The sequence below is a fragment of the Actinotalea lenta genome, assembly GCF_030586465.1.
Taxonomy (GTDB): Bacteria; Actinomycetota; Actinomycetes; order Actinomycetales; family Cellulomonadaceae; genus Actinotalea; species Actinotalea lenta.
Map to the genome: position 1 here is coordinate 58,674 of NZ_JAUQYP010000002.1, position 17,247 is coordinate 75,920.

General features: G+C 70.5%; 13 protein-coding genes. 11 read left to right on the forward strand and 2 right to left on the reverse strand.

Features of this window, described 5'->3' with window-relative positions:
- The first annotated feature begins 11 nt into the window (after window positions 1-11).
- From Q6348_RS14155 to Q6348_RS14165, 3 genes are all read left to right on the forward strand, one after another.
- Window positions 12-203 (forward strand): hypothetical protein, encoded by a 192-nt coding sequence (locus Q6348_RS14155; protein ID WP_304602044.1) that lies wholly within the window; start codon window positions 12-14, stop codon window positions 201-203.
- The gene (locus Q6348_RS14160; protein ID WP_304602045.1) at window positions 200-3,655 is read left to right on the forward strand and encodes a TM0106 family RecB-like putative nuclease; all 3,456 of its coding nucleotides are present in this window, start codon (window positions 200-202) and stop codon (window positions 3,653-3,655) included. The genes Q6348_RS14155 and Q6348_RS14160 overlap by 4 nt, the downstream gene beginning before the upstream one ends.
- Window positions 3,656-3,723: 68 nt before the next feature.
- Window positions 3,724-5,385 carry a nuclease-related domain-containing DEAD/DEAH box helicase gene (locus Q6348_RS14165; protein ID WP_304602046.1) on the forward strand — a complete coding sequence of 554 codons (1,662 nt, stop codon included), beginning with the start codon at window positions 3,724-3,726 and terminating at the stop codon, window positions 5,383-5,385.
- A gap of 31 nt (window positions 5,386-5,416) precedes the next feature.
- Here Q6348_RS14165 and Q6348_RS14170 read toward each other — a convergent pair whose 3' ends face one another.
- Window positions 5,417-7,015 carry an SIR2 family protein gene (locus Q6348_RS14170; RefSeq protein WP_304602047.1) on the reverse strand — a complete coding sequence of 533 codons (1,599 nt, stop codon included), beginning with the start codon at window positions 7,013-7,015 and terminating at the stop codon, window positions 5,417-5,419.
- A gap of 218 nt (window positions 7,016-7,233) precedes the next feature.
- On the opposite strand from Q6348_RS14170, the gene Q6348_RS14175 reads away from it, so the two are divergent.
- The 4 genes from Q6348_RS14175 (at window position 7,234) to Q6348_RS14190 (ending at window position 11,517) form a co-directional block, all read left to right on the forward strand.
- Window positions 7,234-7,578: a hypothetical protein gene (locus Q6348_RS14175; protein WP_304602048.1), complete on the forward strand. Its 345-nt coding sequence runs from the start codon at window positions 7,234-7,236 to the stop codon at window positions 7,576-7,578.
- A 27-nt stretch (window positions 7,579-7,605) separates the two neighbouring features.
- Window positions 7,606-9,768, forward strand: coding sequence for a glycoside hydrolase family 3 protein (locus tag Q6348_RS14180; RefSeq protein ID WP_304602049.1), 2,163 nt, complete (start codon window positions 7,606-7,608; stop codon window positions 9,766-9,768).
- Between the two features lie 26 nt (window positions 9,769-9,794).
- Entirely contained in the window at window positions 9,795-10,385 is a 591-nt protein-coding gene (locus tag Q6348_RS14185) for a TetR/AcrR family transcriptional regulator (RefSeq protein ID WP_304602326.1), read from the forward strand.
- Between the two features lie 124 nt (window positions 10,386-10,509).
- Window positions 10,510-11,517 (forward strand): alcohol dehydrogenase catalytic domain-containing protein, encoded by a 1,008-nt coding sequence (locus Q6348_RS14190; RefSeq protein WP_304602327.1) that lies wholly within the window; start codon window positions 10,510-10,512, stop codon window positions 11,515-11,517.
- A gap of 52 nt (window positions 11,518-11,569) precedes the next feature.
- On the opposite strand, the gene Q6348_RS14195 is transcribed toward Q6348_RS14190, so the two are convergent.
- The gene (locus Q6348_RS14195; protein WP_304602050.1) at window positions 11,570-12,307 is read right to left on the reverse strand and encodes a DeoR/GlpR family DNA-binding transcription regulator; all 738 of its coding nucleotides are present in this window, start codon (window positions 12,305-12,307) and stop codon (window positions 11,570-11,572) included.
- Between the two features lie 189 nt (window positions 12,308-12,496).
- On the opposite strand from Q6348_RS14195, the gene Q6348_RS14200 reads away from it, so the two are divergent.
- The 4 genes from Q6348_RS14200 to Q6348_RS14215 all read left to right on the forward strand — a co-directional run bounded on the left by Q6348_RS14200 (window position 12,497) and on the right by Q6348_RS14215 (window position 17,242).
- Complete coding sequence (locus tag Q6348_RS14200) at window positions 12,497-13,549, forward strand: substrate-binding domain-containing protein (RefSeq protein WP_304602051.1); 1,053 nt, start codon at window positions 12,497-12,499, stop codon at window positions 13,547-13,549.
- 74 nt (window positions 13,550-13,623) lie between these two features.
- Complete coding sequence (locus tag Q6348_RS14205) at window positions 13,624-15,123, forward strand: sugar ABC transporter ATP-binding protein (RefSeq protein WP_304602052.1); 1,500 nt, start codon at window positions 13,624-13,626, stop codon at window positions 15,121-15,123.
- Window positions 15,120-16,154 carry an ABC transporter permease gene (locus tag Q6348_RS14210; protein ID WP_304602053.1) on the forward strand — a complete coding sequence of 345 codons (1,035 nt, stop codon included), beginning with the start codon at window positions 15,120-15,122 and terminating at the stop codon, window positions 16,152-16,154. Before Q6348_RS14205 ends, Q6348_RS14210 begins: the two co-directional genes overlap by 4 nt.
- Complete coding sequence (locus Q6348_RS14215; protein ID WP_304602054.1) at window positions 16,151-17,242, forward strand: ABC transporter permease; 1,092 nt, start codon at window positions 16,151-16,153, stop codon at window positions 17,240-17,242. The genes Q6348_RS14210 and Q6348_RS14215 overlap by 4 nt, the downstream gene beginning before the upstream one ends.
- The last annotated feature ends 5 nt before the right edge of the window (window positions 17,243-17,247 follow it).

The following is a 17,247-nucleotide window of genomic DNA, read 5'->3' on the forward strand; positions in this document are numbered from 1 at the left end:
ACGGTGCCTGGGTGTCCAAGGCGGGGGCCCTCGACCCGAGTGCGCTGCCGGTCCGGTGCGAGGACTGGGAGGTGGTGGACCTGTACGCCTTCGACCGTGTGCGTGACCCGCGTTCCTTGGCGGATGTCGCCGACTCGCCGCTGGATGCCCTGATCCCAACGCTCGCACCGCCTGCCGCGTCGGACGTCAGGACGTCCCCGTGACAGAGCGGCTGCTGACCCCGTCGAAGATCACGGCCTGGCTGGACTGCGCCCACTACCTCACGCTGCGGGACGAGGTCGATCGTGGTGTCCGCCCACAGCCGCCGGTCATGGTCGGCGAGATGGCTCGGATGCTGATGGACAAGGGACTCTGGCACGAGCAGGCGGTCGTGGACCGCTACCGGGCGGAGGGCCGGACCGTGCTGGAGGTGCCTGAGCGGGCGCAGGGTGAGTCGTTCACCCGGTGGACCGCGCGGGTCGCGCCCCTGCTCGATGGCGAGCATGACGTGATCTATCAGATGCCGTTCGTCCACAACGGGATCCGCGGTGTCGCCGACTTCCTCGAACGGGTCATCGACCGAGACGGCAGAACCAGCTACGAGCCGGTCGACGCGAAGCTGGCTCGCGGTGCCGCCAAGCCGGGTCACGTGCTCCAGCTGTGCTTCTACGCCGAGGCAGTGGCAGCGAGTCTGGGTCGGGCACCGGAGCGCGTGCACATCGAGCTCGGTTCGGGTGCGCGGGAGACGATCCGGATCGACGACGTGGCGCCGTACTGGCGCCGGCTCCGATCCCAGCTCGCCGCCATCGTCGCCGGGCCGCCGACTGAGGCGACCGCGCCGGAGCCGTGCGACCACTGCGCGTTCTGCGAGTTCGAGCAGGTCTGCGATGCCGAGTGGCGCGCCGCGGACTCCCTGATCCACGTCGCCGGAATCCGGCGGTCAGACCGCGCTCTGCTGGACGACGACGGCGTGGCCGCGATCGCGGCCCTTGCCACACTGGCCCACGAGGTGGAAGGCCTGGATCCGCAGCGCAGGGATCGCCTGGCACGGCAGGCGCGCCTGCAGGTGCTGGCGCGCGAGGCTCCGGATTCGGATCCACCCCCGTTCGAGCTCATCTCGGCCTCGCCCGAGGAAGACGAGCCGGTGTCGGAGGGCGCGTCGACACCGAGCCTGACCGGCTTCGCCGCGCTGCCCGAACCCGATGACGGCGACGTCTTCCTGGACTTCGAGGGCCACCCGTTCTGGCGGGCCGACGTCGGGCTGTTCTTCCTGTTCGGGCTGATCGAGCGCGACGGCGACGAGTGGGCCTACAAGACGTTCTGGGCGCACACCCAAGCCGAGGAGGCCCAGGCCACCAAGGACCTCGTGGACCATCTCGTGGAGCGCCGGCGGCGCTACCCGGGGATGCACGTCTACCACTACAACCACACCGAACGCTCAGCGCTGTCCGCGCTCGCCGCACAGTATGCGGTGGCCGAGCTCGACCTGGAGGAGCTCGTCGCCACCGGAGCGTTCGTCGACCTGTACCCGGTGGTCACCGGGGCAGTCCAGGTCGGCACGGAGTCCTACGGGCTCAAGCACGTCGAGCGGCTCGCCGACTACCAGCGCAGCCACGACATCGACCGCGGTTCGGGTGCTGTGATCGAGTACGAGCACTGGATGCACGACCACGACGAGGCGCGTCTGCAGCGGATCGCTCGCTACAACGACGACGACGTGCGTGCCACCCGCGCGGTGCGCGACTGGCTGGTCGCGCACCGGCCCGAGGACCTGCCGTGGCGCGACACCGTCCTGGAGCCTCCGGTCGACGAGTCGGGCCTGGACGAGCGCATCGAACGACTGCACGCCTTCGGGCCGGGCACCCACGAGCACCTCATGGGCGATCTGCTCGGCTACTGGCGGCGCGAACGGCGCGTGGTCGCGGCCGATTGCTTGCGTCTGTCGATGGCCGACCAGCACGACCAGCTCGCTTCGCCCAGCGTGATCGCCCGGCTGCAGTTCCACGGTCTGCGCGATCGCGTGAGCGCGAGGACCGGACGGAAGCTCAAGGGCCAGGCGGCCCAATTCTCCTTCCCCGACCAGCCGATCGACCCGGACATCACGCCGGGCTCGACGATGATCGTCGCGCTCCAGGAGCAGGAGTGGTCCTTCCTCAGGGTGGAGGCCCTGGACCGGGAGGACCGCACCATCACGGTCACCGCGGACGACCATGTGGCGATCGACGGACTGATCCCGGATCACCTGGTCCACTGGGTCGCCTTCGACGAGAGTGCCAAGCTCGCGGCGCTCAGCGAGCTGGCCGACCGCATGCTCGACAACGACGCGAGCGCGGTCGGCCACAAGATCCTGCGGCGTGATCCCAGCGTGTTCGTCCCCGGCGAAGGACCCGCCGACGGGCTGTTCTCGGGCGGCTACCAGCAGGCGTGCGCGTGGGCGCCGCACCTGGATCACAGCTACGTCCCGATCCAGGGCCCGCCCGGCACCGGCAAGACCTTCACCGGCGCCCACATCGTCCACACCCTGGTCCAGCAGGGCCGCCGCGTCGGGCTGACGGCGATGAGCCACCACGCCATCGACAACCTCACCCAGGCCGTCGTCGACCGGTTCGCCGAGGAAGGCACCCCGTTGAGCGCGGCTCGCAAGGCCGCGGGCGGGCCGGTCACGGGCGTCGACTACATCAACGACAACACCAAGTGTGCGACCGGCGGCTACGACGTGGTGGCCGGCACATCCTGGCTGTTCGCCTCCCGAGCGATGCGCGACAACCCCGTCGACGTCCTCATCGTCGACGAAGCCGGCCAGCTCGCTCTCGCCGACACGATCGCGGCCTCGATCTCGGCGACCGACGTGATCCTGCTCGGAGACCCGCAGCAGCTGCCCCAGGTCGCCCAGGCCGCCCACCCCGACCGGTCCGGCGTCAGCGCCCTGGACCACCTCATCGGTGAAGGCGCCCGAACGTTCCCACCCGACCGGGGCCTGCTCCTGGACACCACGTGGCGCATGCACCCCGACGTGTGCGGCTTCATCTCCGACGTCATGTACGAAGGACGGCTCACGAGCGAAGCCGGCTGCGCCCGCCAGGGCACCGACGCCGGGACCGGGTTGCGGTGGATCCGCGCCGAGCACATGGGACGCTCGACGGAGTCCCCTGAGGAGGCGGCCACCGTCGCCGCCACGATTCGAGACCTGGTGGGGACCAGGTGGACCGACCGCGAGGGCGCCACTCGGCCGATCACCGTCGACGACATCATCGTGGTCGCCCCCTACAACGACCAGCGTCGACTGCTCACGAGGGTCCTCGCGGCGGATCCGGTGACCGCGGGCGTCGAGGTCGGCACGGTCGACAAGTTCCAGGGTCGGGAAGCCACCGTTGTGATCTTCTCCATGGCCACGTCCTCGGCCGAGTTCATGCCTCGCGACGCCAGCTTCCTGTTCTCCAAGAACCGGCTCAACGTCGCCATCAGCCGGGCCCGCTGCCTGGCCTACCTGGTCTGCACCGACGAGCTGCTCGACACCCGGCCTCGGGACGTGGAACAGATGAGATTGGTGTCTGCGCTGTGCGCGTTCGTCGAACGGGCTGAGATCGCCTCGACCGCGGCGGCCGTCGTGCCAGCCTCCATCGACCGGGACTCGGCGAGGGGAAGCGGTGAGCAGCTGGGGCGGATCCGCCGATAGGACGAGATGTTCGTCCATCGCGGGGAGCCTCCTGCCGTTTGCGTGCGGTGGCGCGGTAGACAGTTCGGGTGCCCGATCTGTACCCGCCCGAACCTCCGGCTGCCGACCGAGACGGCGGCGCGGAGCGGACGGTGTGGGAGCACCTTCGCGACCAGCTCCCGGACGATGCGGTGCTGATGCATGGTCTGTCGATGGTGGAGCGCGGCGTCGAGCGGGAGATCGACTGTCTGGTCCTGTGGCCAGGGGTGGGGATCGCGGCGGTGGAGGTGAAGGGCGGGCGCGTGACGCGCGAGCGCGGCCGGTGGCTTCAGGGTTCGGGCGAGCGCAGGCACGTGATCGACCCGTTCGGGCAGGTGCAGGATGCCCGGCACATGCTGACCCGGTTGTTGGCGCAGCGTGGTTTGGGTGCGGCGTCTGCGAGGACCGCGCATCTGGTGGTGGTGCCGCACACGGACGTGTCTGCGGAGTGGGAGTGTCCGGAGGCGCCGTCGGGGATGCTGCTCGGACGCTCGGACCTGCCTCGTGTTGCCGAGGCTGTGCGCGGCGCGATCGAGGTCCACGGTGCTGGCCATGCGCCGCTGGACGTCGGGGCGCTGGCGCAGTTGGTGGACTACCTGGCTGGGTCGTTCCCGTCGCAGGTGGAGGCGTTGGCGTTGGCCGCGCAGCACGAGGACGCGATCGAGCAGATGACCCGCGATCAGGCGAAGCTGCTGGATGCGCTGCGGAATCTGAACCGGATGCGGGTCGTGGGTGGTGCGGGCAGTGGGAAGACGTGGATGGCGTTGGAGGTCGCTCGTCGTCGGGCCCGAGCGGGGGAGCGGGTCGCCCTGGTCTGCTACTCGCGTGGGCTGGGCCGGTACCTGGAGCGGATGACCGGCGAGTGGAAGCCGGTGGAGAGGCCCGCGTACGTGGGGCTGTTCCATGATCTGCCGTTGTCGTGGGGTGCGGAGGCGGGCTCTGATGACGACTCGGACTACTACGAGCGGCGCCTGCCGTTGCAGCTGGGCGAGCTCGCTGTCGCCCGCCCATCGGAAGAGCTCTTCGACACCGTGGTGGTGGACGAGGCGCAGGACTTCTCCGACCTGTGGTGGCCCTCGCTGCTGCGGTGCCTGCGCGACCCGGACGCCGGCGGGTTGATCGCGTTCTCGGACGAGGACCAGCACGTGTTCGACCGGGACGGGTCCGCGCCGATCACGTTGGCGGCGATCGCGCTGGAGGAGAACCTGCGCTCGACCCGGCAGATCGCGCAGACCTTCGGCTCGTTCGGCGACGGGATGGTCAAGCCGAGGGGGATGGCCGGGCCGCCCGTCCGGCTGGTCGACGTGTCGTTCGACGAGGCGATCAGTGCCGGGGATGACGCGGTCGAGGCGTTGTTGGCGGACGGATGGGCGCCGGGGCAGGTCGCGCTGCTCGCGACGGGGCGGCGCCACCCGTTGCAGGTGGAGGCGGTCGGCTACCACGGCTACGCGGAGTACTGGGACGAGTTCTTCGCCGGCCAGGACGTGTTCTACGGGCACGTGCTGGGGTTCAAGGGCTTGGAACGAACCGCGGTGGTGCTCGCGGTCAACGGTTTCCACGACCTGGAGCGCGCCCGGAAGATCGTGTACACGGGCATGTCGCGCGCGAGGGCGTTGCTGGTGGTCGTCGGGCCTCGGGTCGAACTGGAGGCGATCGGTGGCGAGGGCGTGAAGCGCCGGTTGGCCGACGCGGACGCGTGGCGGCCGGCGTGAGCGTCGCGGTGCGGTCCAGGTCCCGGTGTGTCTAGCGGTGCGGCGTGTCCAGGGGCGCGTCCAGCGCCTCTGCGATTCGGGTGAACAGGGTGCGGTCGACAGGGTCCAGGCCATGGATCGCGGACGCGAGCTCTCGTGCCTGTGCCGCGACGGGACGGGCGCGGTCGCTGAGCAGGTTCGAGTAGCGCTCATCCAGCAGGTGCAGCGGTGGTGAGGCGTACATGGCCAGGGCATCCAGGAAGATCGCCAGGCGACGGGCCTGGGCGGAGCCCGTGGTTCCGGCGCCCCCGACGCCGAGGTAGCGGAAGCGGCCCTTCCACAGGCGTTTCGTTCCATCGTCGACCTGGAAGGTGATGATCGTGCCGAGCTCGCGCGCGGATCCGTTGAACGCGATGACCTCGTGTGCGAGTCGCAGGAAGTTGTCGTCGGTCATGGAGGACCCCACGACGAGTAGGTGCTCGGTCATCAGGAGCGCCTGGACGACGGAGCCCATGGGGCCCGAGCGTGCCTGGTAGCCGACGAAGTCTGCACGGGTCAGGACGATCGATTCGGGTCGGGTCACGTCGCCATGCATCTTCAGAAGCCACGGTTCGTGGGGCTCGGTCGTCGCGTCCGGCAGGACGGCGAGCGCGCTGTGGCCTTGGTCGGCCATGGCCCTCTCGTAGAGCTGGTCGTAGTTGGTGGTGACGGCGTGGCGGACCCCCAGTCCGGCCAGGAGGGCGTGGGCGACCCCATATCTGTCGTGGCCGGAGATCCGGTCTGTGACGGCCTGGCCGAGGGAGGCGCGTGCGGTGCCTTCTTCTGCATAGAGCCGTGCGAGGAGTTCCGCGCGGTCGAGGGGGGACGCCTTGTCGCTCAGTCGCGGGGTGTCTGGAAGGGCCCTGCCGAGCTCGTCGAGGAGACCGTCCCAGGAGGGTAGGCCGGCGCTCATGCTCACGCCTGCCCCGAGGAACAGCGCGAGACGGCCTTCGCGTGCGCACTCGGCGAGGTCCCGTGCGGCGGTGAGGTCGTCGCCGAGTTCGCCGTGCGACCTGTCGTTCGCGCGGCGTTCTGCCTGGAAGGCCGCGAGGTCCGAGCCGCGGAAGGCAGCGATCGCGATGTCGAGCTCGTTCTGGGCGACGAACTCCTGGCAGGTGCGGAGCAGCTGGCGGATGACCTCGCCGCGGATCTGTCCGAAGCCGCCACCGGCGACGCCGAGCGTCGGTACGGCAATCAGGGGCACGGATCGACCTGAGTCGCCGTCTCTCTGGCCTGTGAGTTCCGCGGCCATCTCCTCCAGGGCGAGGCGGAGTCTGGTGAGGAGCGCGTCGAGATCGGTCCTCGCCGCAGCGAGCTCGTCCGCACGTCCGGTGCCCGACGTGTAGCGCGCGACGTCAACGAACCAGGTCGGCTTCGGCGTCTTCGGGTGGACGTGGGTGCTCGCCTTGCCGAAGCGGTCCTGGTTCCAGCGGCCGGGGCGGAAGTGGTTGACGAGGTCGTACCAGGTGTCGCTTCCCGCGGCGTGATCGCCAATGCCCAGGGCGGGCGCCCAGTGCGGCTCCACGGTGAAGTACGCGTCGGTCGGGATGACGACGGCGTCGCAGTCGAGGTGCTCGAGTCGTGCGCCGAGGACGAAGACGTGACCTGCCACCTGCAGCTCCCTTGGTGGTGCGCCGGGTCATCACGCCTCGGCGCCGTACGTGTGTGAGTAGTCAACCGGTGCAGGCGGGCGGCGTGAAGGAGCCCGCGCCATTCTCGGCTCATACATCCGCGTCCGAACTCCTACGCGGTGGAGACGCCGGGCCATCGTCGCGCCGCTGTGGGTCGCCTGGTCCTGCCTCGTCCTATCCCACGGCAAGGAGACGAGAGATGCGGGTCTCCCCGTTCGATGACGGCGCCCTGCACGTGGATGTGGTGATCCGAAGCGACGGCGCCATCATCCTCGAAGGGCAGGACCTGTCAGGTGCGGGCGACTGCGAGTACTTCGTGACGGTGACCGCGGACCAGGTCCCTGGGCTGGTGGCGGGCCTCGGCGGCAGTCCCGACCAGCGCATCGTCGACCTCCTCACCGACCGTGCCGAGGAGATCGGTCGCCCTCTGCGGGGGATCCCGGCTGACGGGGCACCTGGGCGCCTGCCCCCGCGCGCCTCCCCGCCGCCCCTTGACTCCCCGCGCGCCCCCGTGGCTGAATCGCCCTACCGACCGACCACTTAGTAGGTAACGCGACGAAGGAGTCCCGTGATGAGCACCCAGGCCAGCCCGTTCGACGCCGCCGTCGAGGCCGTCCGCTCCGGCGACGACCCGACCGAGCACGCCCGCCGGCTCTACGCGCAGCTGACGGACGAGGAGCGCCTCGGGCTCCTGGACGGGGACACCCCGTTCTGGGAGGGCATGGCGGAGATGTTCCTCGAGGGCTACAACCTGCGGCCCATCGTCCAGGGCCAGGTTGAGCGGCTCGGGGTCCCCGGGGTCCGGTTCGTCGACGGGCCGCGCGGCTGCGTCGCCGGCCAGGGAACCGCGTTCCCCGTCTCGATGGCCCGCGGCGCGACGTGGGACGTCGCGCTCGAGGAGCGCGTCGGCGACGCCATCGGCCAGGAGATACGCGCGATGGGCGGCAACTTCTTCGGCGGCGTGTGCATCAACCTGCCCCGCCACCCCGCCTGGGGCCGCGCGCAGGAGACCTACGGCGACGACTCGTACCACCTCGGTGAGCTCGGCGCGGCGCTGACCCGCGGGACGCAGCGGTGGGTCATGGCGTGCGCCAAGCACTACGCGCTCAACTCGATGGAGAACGCCCGGTTCACCGTCGACGTCACGGCCGACGAGGCAACGCTGCACGAGGTCTACCTGCCGCACTTCAAGCGCGTGGTCGACGAGGGTGTCGCCGCGATCATGTCCGCGTACAACTCCGTCAACGGCCAGTGGTGCGGCCAGAACGAGTACCTCCTCACCGAGGTGCTCCGCGACCTGTGGGGCTGGGACGGCATCACCGTCTCCGACTTCATCTGGGGTCTGCGCGACGCCGTGGCCTCGCTCCACGCGGGCCTGGACCTCGAGGAGCCGTTCGCGCAGCAGCGGGCCCGGGACCTGCCGGCCGCCCTGGCCGACGGCCGCACCTCGTGGGACCTCGTCGAACGCGCCGGGGTCCGGCTGCTCGCCGCGCAGCTGCGCTCCTACGCCGCGCGCACGCCTCAGGCGCCGGGCGTCTCGGTCATGGCCGACGACGAGCACCGCGCCCTCGCGCGGGAGGTCGCGGCCCGCGCGATGGTGCTGCTCAAGAACGACCCGGTCGGGGAGGCGCCCGTCCTGCCCCTCGACCCCTCGACGACGCGGATCGCCGTCATCGGGCGGCTCGCGACCGCGCCGAACATGGGTGACAAGGGCTCGTCGGACGTGCGCGCCCCCAGCCACGTCACGCCGGTCGACGGCATCCGCGCCGCCTACCCCGACGCCGACGTCGTGCTGGTCACCGACGACGACCCGGCGGCCGCGGCCGAGGCGGCCCACGCCGCCGACGTCGCGATCGTCGTCACCGGGTTCGACCACGTCGACGAGGGCGAGTACGTGGGCTCGGACACCATGACCAACCCGGACCTGCTGGCGCTGTTCCCGCCTGCCCCCGAGGGGAACCCCCTCGCGTCGGAGCGGAACGTCGTCATGACCGGCGGTGAGGTGATGGGCGGGGACCGCGCCTCGCTCACGCTCCGGCCGGTCGACGAGGAGATCATCCGGGCGGTCGCGGCGGCCAACCCTCGCACCGTCGTCGCCGTGGTCGCCGCCGGGACCGTCCTCATGGAGCGCTGGCGGCACGACGTCCCGGCCGTGGTGATGATGTGGTACGCCGGGATGGAGGGCGGCCACGCCCTCGCCGACGTGCTGCGGGGCGCGGCGAACCCGTCGGGGCGTCTGCCCTTCGCGATCCCGACGTCGTCCGAGCACCTGCCCTCCTTCGACCGGGACGCGACCGCGATCACCTACGACCGCTACCACGGTCAGCGGCTGCTGGACCGGCTCGGCGTCGAGCCGGCGTACCCGCACGGGTTCGGCCTCGCGTACACCACCTACGCCGTCGAGGACGCCGCCGCGGGCCCCGTCCTCGACGGCCGCACCACGGTCACTGCCCACGTGGCCAACACGGGTGCACGCGACGGGCACCACGTGGTGCAGGTCTATGGGCGCCGCGCCGAGAGTGCGGGCGAGACCGCCCTTGTCGGCTTCGCGGCCGTCGCGGTGGCAGCGGGGGAGCGGGCCGAGGTGGAGGTCCCCGTCTCGCTCACGCCGCTGGGCAGGTGGAACGGCGACACGCGGCAGATCGACCTGCCCGACGTGCCCGTCGTCCTCGAGGTCGGTGCCCATGCGCACGACGCCGGCGCTGTCCTCGTGCACCTCCCGGCCACGACGTGACCGGACCGGGAGCGGGCCGCGTGCGGATGTCCGCGGCCGCACGGCGCCAGCAGATCCTCGACGAGGCCACCCGGATCATCGGGCAACGCGGCTACTTCGGGTTCTCCGTGCAGGAGGTCGCCGACAGCTGCGGGCTCACCCAGGCGGGCCTGCTGCACCACGTGGGGAGCAAGGACCAGCTCCTCACCGCGGTGCTCGAGGAGCGGGACGCCCGGGACGTCGCGGCGCTCGGTGGCCTCATGGAGCAGTACGCCGTCGACGCCCTCGCCGACGCCTTCGAGATCGGCCTCGAGGACGCGGTCGACTGCCTGCACCGCCTCGTGGAGCGCAACGCGTCGCAGCCGGAGATCGTGCGGCTGTACTCCGTGCTGCGCAACGAGTCGCTCGAGCCCGGGCACCCCAGTCACCAGTTCTTCCGGGACCGGGACGCCCGGGCGCTGCGGTTCTTCCGGCAGCTGTTCGTCGCCACGGTCGCCGAACCGGGGTCGTTCGCGCGGCAGGTGCTCGCGCTCATGGGGGGCCTCGAGGAGCAGTGGCTGCGCGCGCCCGACGAGGTCGACCTCGTCGCCGAGTGGGACCGGGCGATGGCCGTCCTCGTCGCGGGACGGCCGGTCTGACGATCCGGCCGGCAACTTGACGGCGCCGCGCGCGAGGGAGGGCCGCCCCGAGATCGTACGAACCGGCACCCGAAACGGTTCGAGTGCGGCTGCCGCCACCCCTATAGTCCTAGGCGTGGCAACGATGCACGCAAACCAGCTCCTGACCCCTGCCCCCATCTCCGAGCACCCGCTGACCTGGCGTGAGACGGACCGTCCCGAACCCGGTGAGGGCCAGCTCCTCATCAAGGTCGCGGGATGCGGCGTCTGTCGCTCCAACCTCCACATGATCGAAGGCGACTGGGTCGACGGCGGGGTCCCCGCCATCAGCCCGATCGTCCCCGGCCACGAGGCGACGGGGCGGGTCGAGGCCGTCGGCGCCGGCGTGGAGGGCTTCGCCGTCGGAGATCCCGTCGGCGTCCAGCCGTTGTGGTGGACGTGCGGGGAGTGCGAGTTCTGCACGAGCGGGCGCGAACAGCTGTGCCATCGGCGGATCATCACCGGTGAGCACGTCGACGGCGGCTATGCCGAGTACCTGGTGTCGTGGGCGGACCACACGTACCACGTGCCGGAGAACCTGGACCTCGTCGAGGCGGCACCGCTGTTCTGCCCGGGCATCACCGCCTACGGCGTGGTCGACAAGATCGACGTGGGCCCGGGCGACGTCGTGGCGGTGTTCGGCCTGGGCGGGGTCGGGCACATGGCCGTGCAGATGGCCGCGCTGACCGGTGCGGAGGTGGTCGCCGTCGGGCGGACGCCGGCCCACCTGGAGGTGGCGCGTGAGCTCGGGGCGGCACGGACCGTCGACTCGAGGGACCCGGCCGCGATGGAGGCGATCGCCGACTCCGCTGACGCCGTCCTCACCTTCGCCGGTTCCGACGCGGTCACGGCCCAGGCGATGCAGACCCTGAAGTGGGGCGGCACCCTGGTCAACGCCGTGCCGATCACCGTGCAGGACTTCCACTTCAACAAGGGTCAGACGATCAAGGGCTCCATCCTGGGCAACCGGGAGCAGATGCGGGCCGTGCTCAGGCTCGCCTCCGAGGGCAAGATCCGGACGGTCGTCGAGCGGTTCCCCATGGCCGACGCCGCCCACGCGCTCGAGGAGCTCGCCGCAGGGCGGCTGCGCTCGCGCGCGGTCCTGCACACCTGAGCGGCGCCGCACGGGGGTGCGGTGAGAGCCGCGCCCCCGTGCGCGCTCGACCTCACATGCTCGCTCGGATGAGGGGCACCGGGAACTGGGCTGCCCGGATCGCCGGCATGAGCTCGTCCGTGATCCCCGCGGTGAAGGCGTCGAAGTCGAACACCTTGAACAGGGCCTCCCGCCCGAACTTCGAGCTGTCCGCGACGAAGAAGGCCTGCGAGGCGATCGAGAGCATCGCGCGCTTGAGCTCGAGCTCGTAGCTGGACGTGTTGTAGATGCCGTCCTCGGTGACGGTGTCGGCGCCGAAGACCGCGACGTTGACGCGCAGGTTCTGCAGCTGCTGGACCGACGTGGGTCCCCACATGGTGTAGACGTTCGGCAGGAGCTCGCCGCCGATGAAGACGAGGTGCGCGTTCTGCTTCCGGGCGATCGCCGTGCCGATCAGCAGGTCGTTGGTGACCACCGTCAGCTGGCGGGCCTCCAGGTGCCGGGCCACCTCGAGCGTGGTCGTCCCGCTGTCCAGCAGGACGGTCTGGCCCGGGAGGATGCGCTGCGCCATCGCGCGCCCGATCGCGCGCTTCTCGGCCTGGTGCAGCGACTGCTTGAGGTCCATCGGCGCGTCGGTCTGGCGGATGGGGAGCGCGCCGCCGTGCGTCCGCTGCACGAGGTCGCGCGCCTCGAGCTCGGCGAGGGTCCGCCGCACCGTCGACTCGGTCACCTGGAAGTGCCGGGCCAGCTCCGCCACGGAGACGAAACCACGCTCCAGCAGCAGGTCCACCATCTCCGCCTGTCGCGACACGGCACGGCCTCCCTTGACTGTCCGCGCACCACTCTAGCGCGCGTTGTGCGCGAAAACGCGCAGATGCGTGCGCAGGCTCAAGAAAATGGTGCAGGAAACCGTTGACACGACGCGCGATGTCGCTCTAGCGTCTGCTCACGTGCCGCCGCAGGCAACGGCGCAAGTGCTCAATCACAAGGGAGTGACCACATGAGGCACAGGAGACTTGCCGGTGGAGCCATGGTCAGCGCGCTCGCGATGGCGCTCGTGGCCTGCAGCTCGGTCAACGGGGGGGACCCCGGCACCGGAAGCACGGACGGCGGATCGAGCTCGTCGGGCGGGGCCGCGGACGGCGCGTACGTCGTGGTCGTGAAGGCCACGGGCATCGGCTGGTTCGACCGCATGGAGGTCGGCGTCAACGAGTGGGCCGACGAGACCGGCATGGACGCTCGCGAGGAGGGCCCGTCCGAGGCCACCAACGAGGGCCAGGTCGCGATCATCCAGGACCTCATCGCGCAGCAGCCGACCGCCATCTCGGTGGTCCCGAACGACCTCGCCGGCCTCGAGAGCGTGCTCAAGCAGGCCCAGGACGCGGGCATCGTCGTGGTGAGCCACGAGGCCGTGGGCATCAAGAACGTCGACATCGACATCGAGGGCTTCGAGAACAAGGCCTACGGCGCGCAGATCATGGAGAACCTCGGCGAGTGCACCGGTGGGGAGGGCCAGTACGTCCAGTTCGTCGGGCGCCTCACCAACGGCTCGCACTCCGAGTGGGTGCAGGGCGCGTACGAGAAGCAGCAGGCCGACTTCCCTGACATGACCCGTGTCGAGGACCCGATCGAGTCCGAGGAGAACGAGGAGGTCGCCTACAACAAGGCGAAGGAGCTCCTCGCCAAGTACCCCGACATCAAGGCGTTCCAGGGCTCCGCCGGCACCGACGTCGTCGGCATCGGCCGGGCCGTCGAGGAGGCCGGCAAGACGGACAGCATCTGCGTCATGGGCACGAGCATCCCGTCGGTCGCCAAGGGCTACCTGGACAGCGGCGCCATCGACAAGATCTTCTTCTGGGACCCGGCGATGGCCGGCAAGGCGCAGCTCGCGGTCGCGAAGATCCTCGCCGAGGGCGGCACCATCGAGGAGGGTACGGACCTGGGCGTCCCCGGGTACGAGTCGCTCGTCAAGCTCGACGGGGCGGACAACGCCTACGCCGGTGACGCCGGAGTGGCGGTCGACCTGTCGAACGTCGACCAGTACAACTTCTAGCAGCCGCCTGCACAGGACCCGGGTGGGCGACGACCTCGCCCACCCGGGTCGTGTCGGATACCCGAGGGATTCCCATGGCCCCGTCCGCAGCACCGGTTCTCGAGGTCCACGACGTCGTGAAGACCTACGGGGGCATCCATGCCCTCAACGGCGTCTCGTTGGAGCTCCTGCCAGGAGAGGTCCACTGCCTGGCGGGGGAGAACGGCAGCGGCAAGTCCACCCTCATCAAGATCATCAGCGGTGTCGAGAAGCCCGACTCCGGCACGGTCGTCATCAACGGCCGCACCCACCGCCACCTCACCACCGGTGACGCGATCCGCAGCGGGATCCAGGTCATCTACCAGGACTTCTCGCTCTTCCCGAACCTGTCCGCCGCCGAGAACATCGCGATGCTGAGCGAGCTCGCGGACCGGCGCCGGATCTCGTCGCGGTCGCGCATCCGGGCGGCGGCCCGGCGGGTGGTCGAGGACCTCGGCCTCCGGCTCGACCTCGACGCCGATGTGGCCGACCTCACCGTCGCCGACCGCCAGCTGATCGCCATCTGCCGCGCGCTGGTGAACGATGCGAAGGTCCTGATCATGGACGAACCCACGACGGCGCTCACGCACACCGAGGTCGAGCGCCTGTTCACCATCGTGCGCCGGCTCCAGGAGCGCGGGGTGGCCGTGATGTTCGTGAGCCACAAGCTCGACGAGGTGCTCGAGATCTCCCAGCGCGTCACGGTCCTGCGCAACGGTGCGCAGGTGGCCTCGGGCGCGGCCGCGGACCACACGCCGCGCACCATCGCCAAGGCGATGACCGGTCGCGAGGTCAGCGACGAGCGCCTGGTGGGCGAGGTGCCGCCGGACGCACCGGTGCTGCTCGAGCTCGACCGGCTCGGTCGCGCGGGCGGGTTCAGCGACGTGAGCTTCGCCCTGCGGGCCGGCGAGATCCTCGGGATCACCGGCCTGCTCGGCTCAGGCCGGTCGGAGATCGCCGAGGCGATCTTCGGGATCCACCCCGCCGACTCCGGCACCATCCGGGTGGCCGGGACCGAGCGGCGGATCCGGTCGATCCGGGACGCCGTCCACGCCGGCATCGGCTACGTGCCGGAAGACCGGCTCACCCAGGGGCTCTTCCTCGACGTGTCCATCGCGGACAACATGATCGCCGCGTCGCTCGACTCCTACCGCGCCCGTGGCGGCCTGCTGGACCGGCGCCGGGTGCGCGACTCGATCGCGGACCTCTTCCGGCGGCTGCGGATCCAGGCGCCGAACGTCGGTGCCATGGTGCGCAGCCTCTCCGGGGGCAACGCGCAACGCGTCGTGCTCGCCAAGTGGCTGGACCGCAAGCCCGCCGTCCTCGTGCTCAACGGGCCCACGGTCGGCGTCGACATCGGCTCCAAGGAGGAGATCATCGCCATCCTGCGCGAGCAGGCGGCCGCGGGCATGGGCGTGATCATCATCTCCGACGACATCCCCGAGCTGGTCACGGCCTGTCACCGGATCCTCATCGTGCACGAGGGCCGGGTCGTCTCCGAGCTCACCGGCGACGAGGTCGACGCCCACGAGATCCAGCGGAGGATGGCGGCATGAGCGGCAGGCTCTCCCGGCTACGGGGCCCCAACAACGAGGGTCTGCTCGTCGCGGTGATCCTCGTGGTCGTCGTGGCGATGGCGCTGTCCAGCCCGGCCTTCTTCACCGCCGGGACGTTCTTCGCCCTGGTCCGCAGCTCGATGGTGCCCCTGATCTTCGCCCTCGGGGTCCTCATGGTCCTGATCTCCGGCGGCATCGACGTGTCCTTCCCCGCGATCGCGATCTTCGCCGCGTACTCCACGGTCAAGTGGGTCATCGGTGCCGGCGCGGACCCGGGACCCTGGGTGATCATCGCCATCGCGATGCTCGTGGGGGCCGTGCTCGGCCTCGTCAACGGGGTGGTCATCGCGAGGTTCCGCCTGCCGACCCTGATCGTGACGCTCGGTACCCAGAGCATCTTCAAGGGCGTGCTGATCTCCTACATCGGTTCCGTGTACATCTCGGCCGCCGACCTGCCCGACTCGGTCAACGCCCTCGCCGGGTCGCACCTGCTGGACGTGTCGGGCGGCGGCTACCTGCACTTCATGATTGTCCCGGTGGTCGTCGTGGCCGTCCTCGTCGCGCTCCTGCTGAGCCGGACCATCTTCGGGCGGAGCATCTACGCGATCGGCGGCGACACGGAGGCGGCTCGACGCGTCGGGATCGACGTCGTGCGGACCCAGGTCTGGCTGTACGTGCTGGTGGGTGCCCTGGCGGCGTTCGGCGGGATGCTCTACGTGATCCTGGGCCGCAACGCGAACCCGCAGAGCATCGTCGGCACCGAGCTCGACATCATCGCCGCGGTCGTGCTCGGGGGCGCGTCAATCTTCGGTGGCCGTGGGTCGGTCCTCGGCACGGTCCTCGGCGTGGTCCTCGTCCAGCTCATCAACAACAACCTCGTCCTGCTCGGGATCCCCAGCACGTGGCAGCGCGCCGCCGTCGGGATCCTGCTGCTGCTCGGCGTGGGTGCCCAGGCGCTCGGCGCCCGGCGCCCGAACGGGCACTCGGTGGACGTGGAACCCCCGCTCGAGCGCGAGGAGGTGGCGGCGTGAGCGAGCAGCGCAACGCCCTGCGCGACGTCAACTCCCGGGTCGAGGCGGGCTGGTCCGCCGTGCTGGAACGTGTGCACGTGGCGCACGGGGTCGGGCGGATGGCCCTGCTCCTCGTGCTGACCTTCACGTTCTTCGCGGTCCAGCGACCCGGTGTGTTCCTGAACCCCGTGAACCTCACCAACATGGGCATCGCCGCGCCCGAGATCGGCCTGCTCTCCCTCGCGGTGATGATCGCGATGCTCACCGGCGGCATCGACCTGTCGGTGGTCGCGATGGCCAACGGCACCGCGATCACGGTCTCCAGCCTCTACACGGCCGTCGGCGACGCGCAGGGGCAGGCGGCCGCGGAGGGCTGGGCGCCGCTCATCGTGCTCGTCGGGGTGCTCGTCGGCGTGCTGCTCGGGGCCTTCAACGGCTTCCTCGTCAGCGTCGTCGGCATCACCCCGATCCTGGCGACCCTCGGCACGATGCAGCTGTACAACGGCCTGGCGCTGGTGTGGACCGGCGGCGTGACCATCTCCGGTGCGCCGAGCGCGCTGCGGTCGATGGGCGGCACCGCCGTGGCCGGGATCCCGGTCCTCACGATCATCCTCGTGCTGTGCGCGGTCCTCCTCGCGGTGGTCATCAACCGCACGCCGATCGGCCGCAAGGTCCAGCTCCAGGGCGCCAACCCCGTGGCCGCGCGCTACTCCGGGATCAGCCCCCGGAGCACGCTGATGATGACCTACGTCATCAGCGGCCTGCTGTCCGCCGTGGCCGGGCTGCTGTTCCTGAGCCGCAACCCGTCAGCCAGCGCCGACTACGGCAGCAGCTACGTCCTGCTCGTGATCGTGATCGTGGTCCTGGGGGGCACGAACCCCGCAGGTGGCTTCGCGACCGTGCTCGGCGTCCTGCTGGCGACGCTCACGCTGCAGGTCGTGGCCAGCGGGTTCTCGGCGTTGCGGCTCTCCGCGTACGAGTACGCCATCGCGCAGGGCGTCATCCTCATCGGCGTGATGGTGCTCGACCAGGTTCGGTTCCGACGACGGCCGCTGCGCCGACGACCCGGGATGCAGGACCGCCCGGTACCCACTCCCGCCGAGAAGTAACGAAG

Bases quoted from the DNA above. Each gene is read 5' to 3' on its own strand.
- Q6348_RS14175 (WP_304602048.1), top strand. From the start codon at position 7,234: ATGCGGGTCTCCCCGTTCGATGACGGCGCCCTGCACGTGGATGTGGTG.
- Q6348_RS14180 (WP_304602049.1), top strand. From the start codon at position 7,606: ATGAGCACCCAGGCCAGCCCGTTCGACGCCGCCGTCGAGGCCGTCCGC.
- Q6348_RS14185 (WP_304602326.1), top strand. From the start codon at position 9,795: ATGTCCGCGGCCGCACGGCGCCAGCAGATCCTCGACGAGGCCACCCGG.
- Q6348_RS14190 (WP_304602327.1), top strand. From the start codon at position 10,510: ATGCACGCAAACCAGCTCCTGACCCCTGCCCCCATCTCCGAGCACCCG.
- Q6348_RS14200 (WP_304602051.1), top strand. From the start codon at position 12,497: ATGAGGCACAGGAGACTTGCCGGTGGAGCCATGGTCAGCGCGCTCGCG.
- Q6348_RS14205 (WP_304602052.1), top strand. From the start codon at position 13,624: ATGGCCCCGTCCGCAGCACCGGTTCTCGAGGTCCACGACGTCGTGAAG.
- Q6348_RS14210 (WP_304602053.1), top strand. From the start codon at position 15,120: ATGAGCGGCAGGCTCTCCCGGCTACGGGGCCCCAACAACGAGGGTCTG.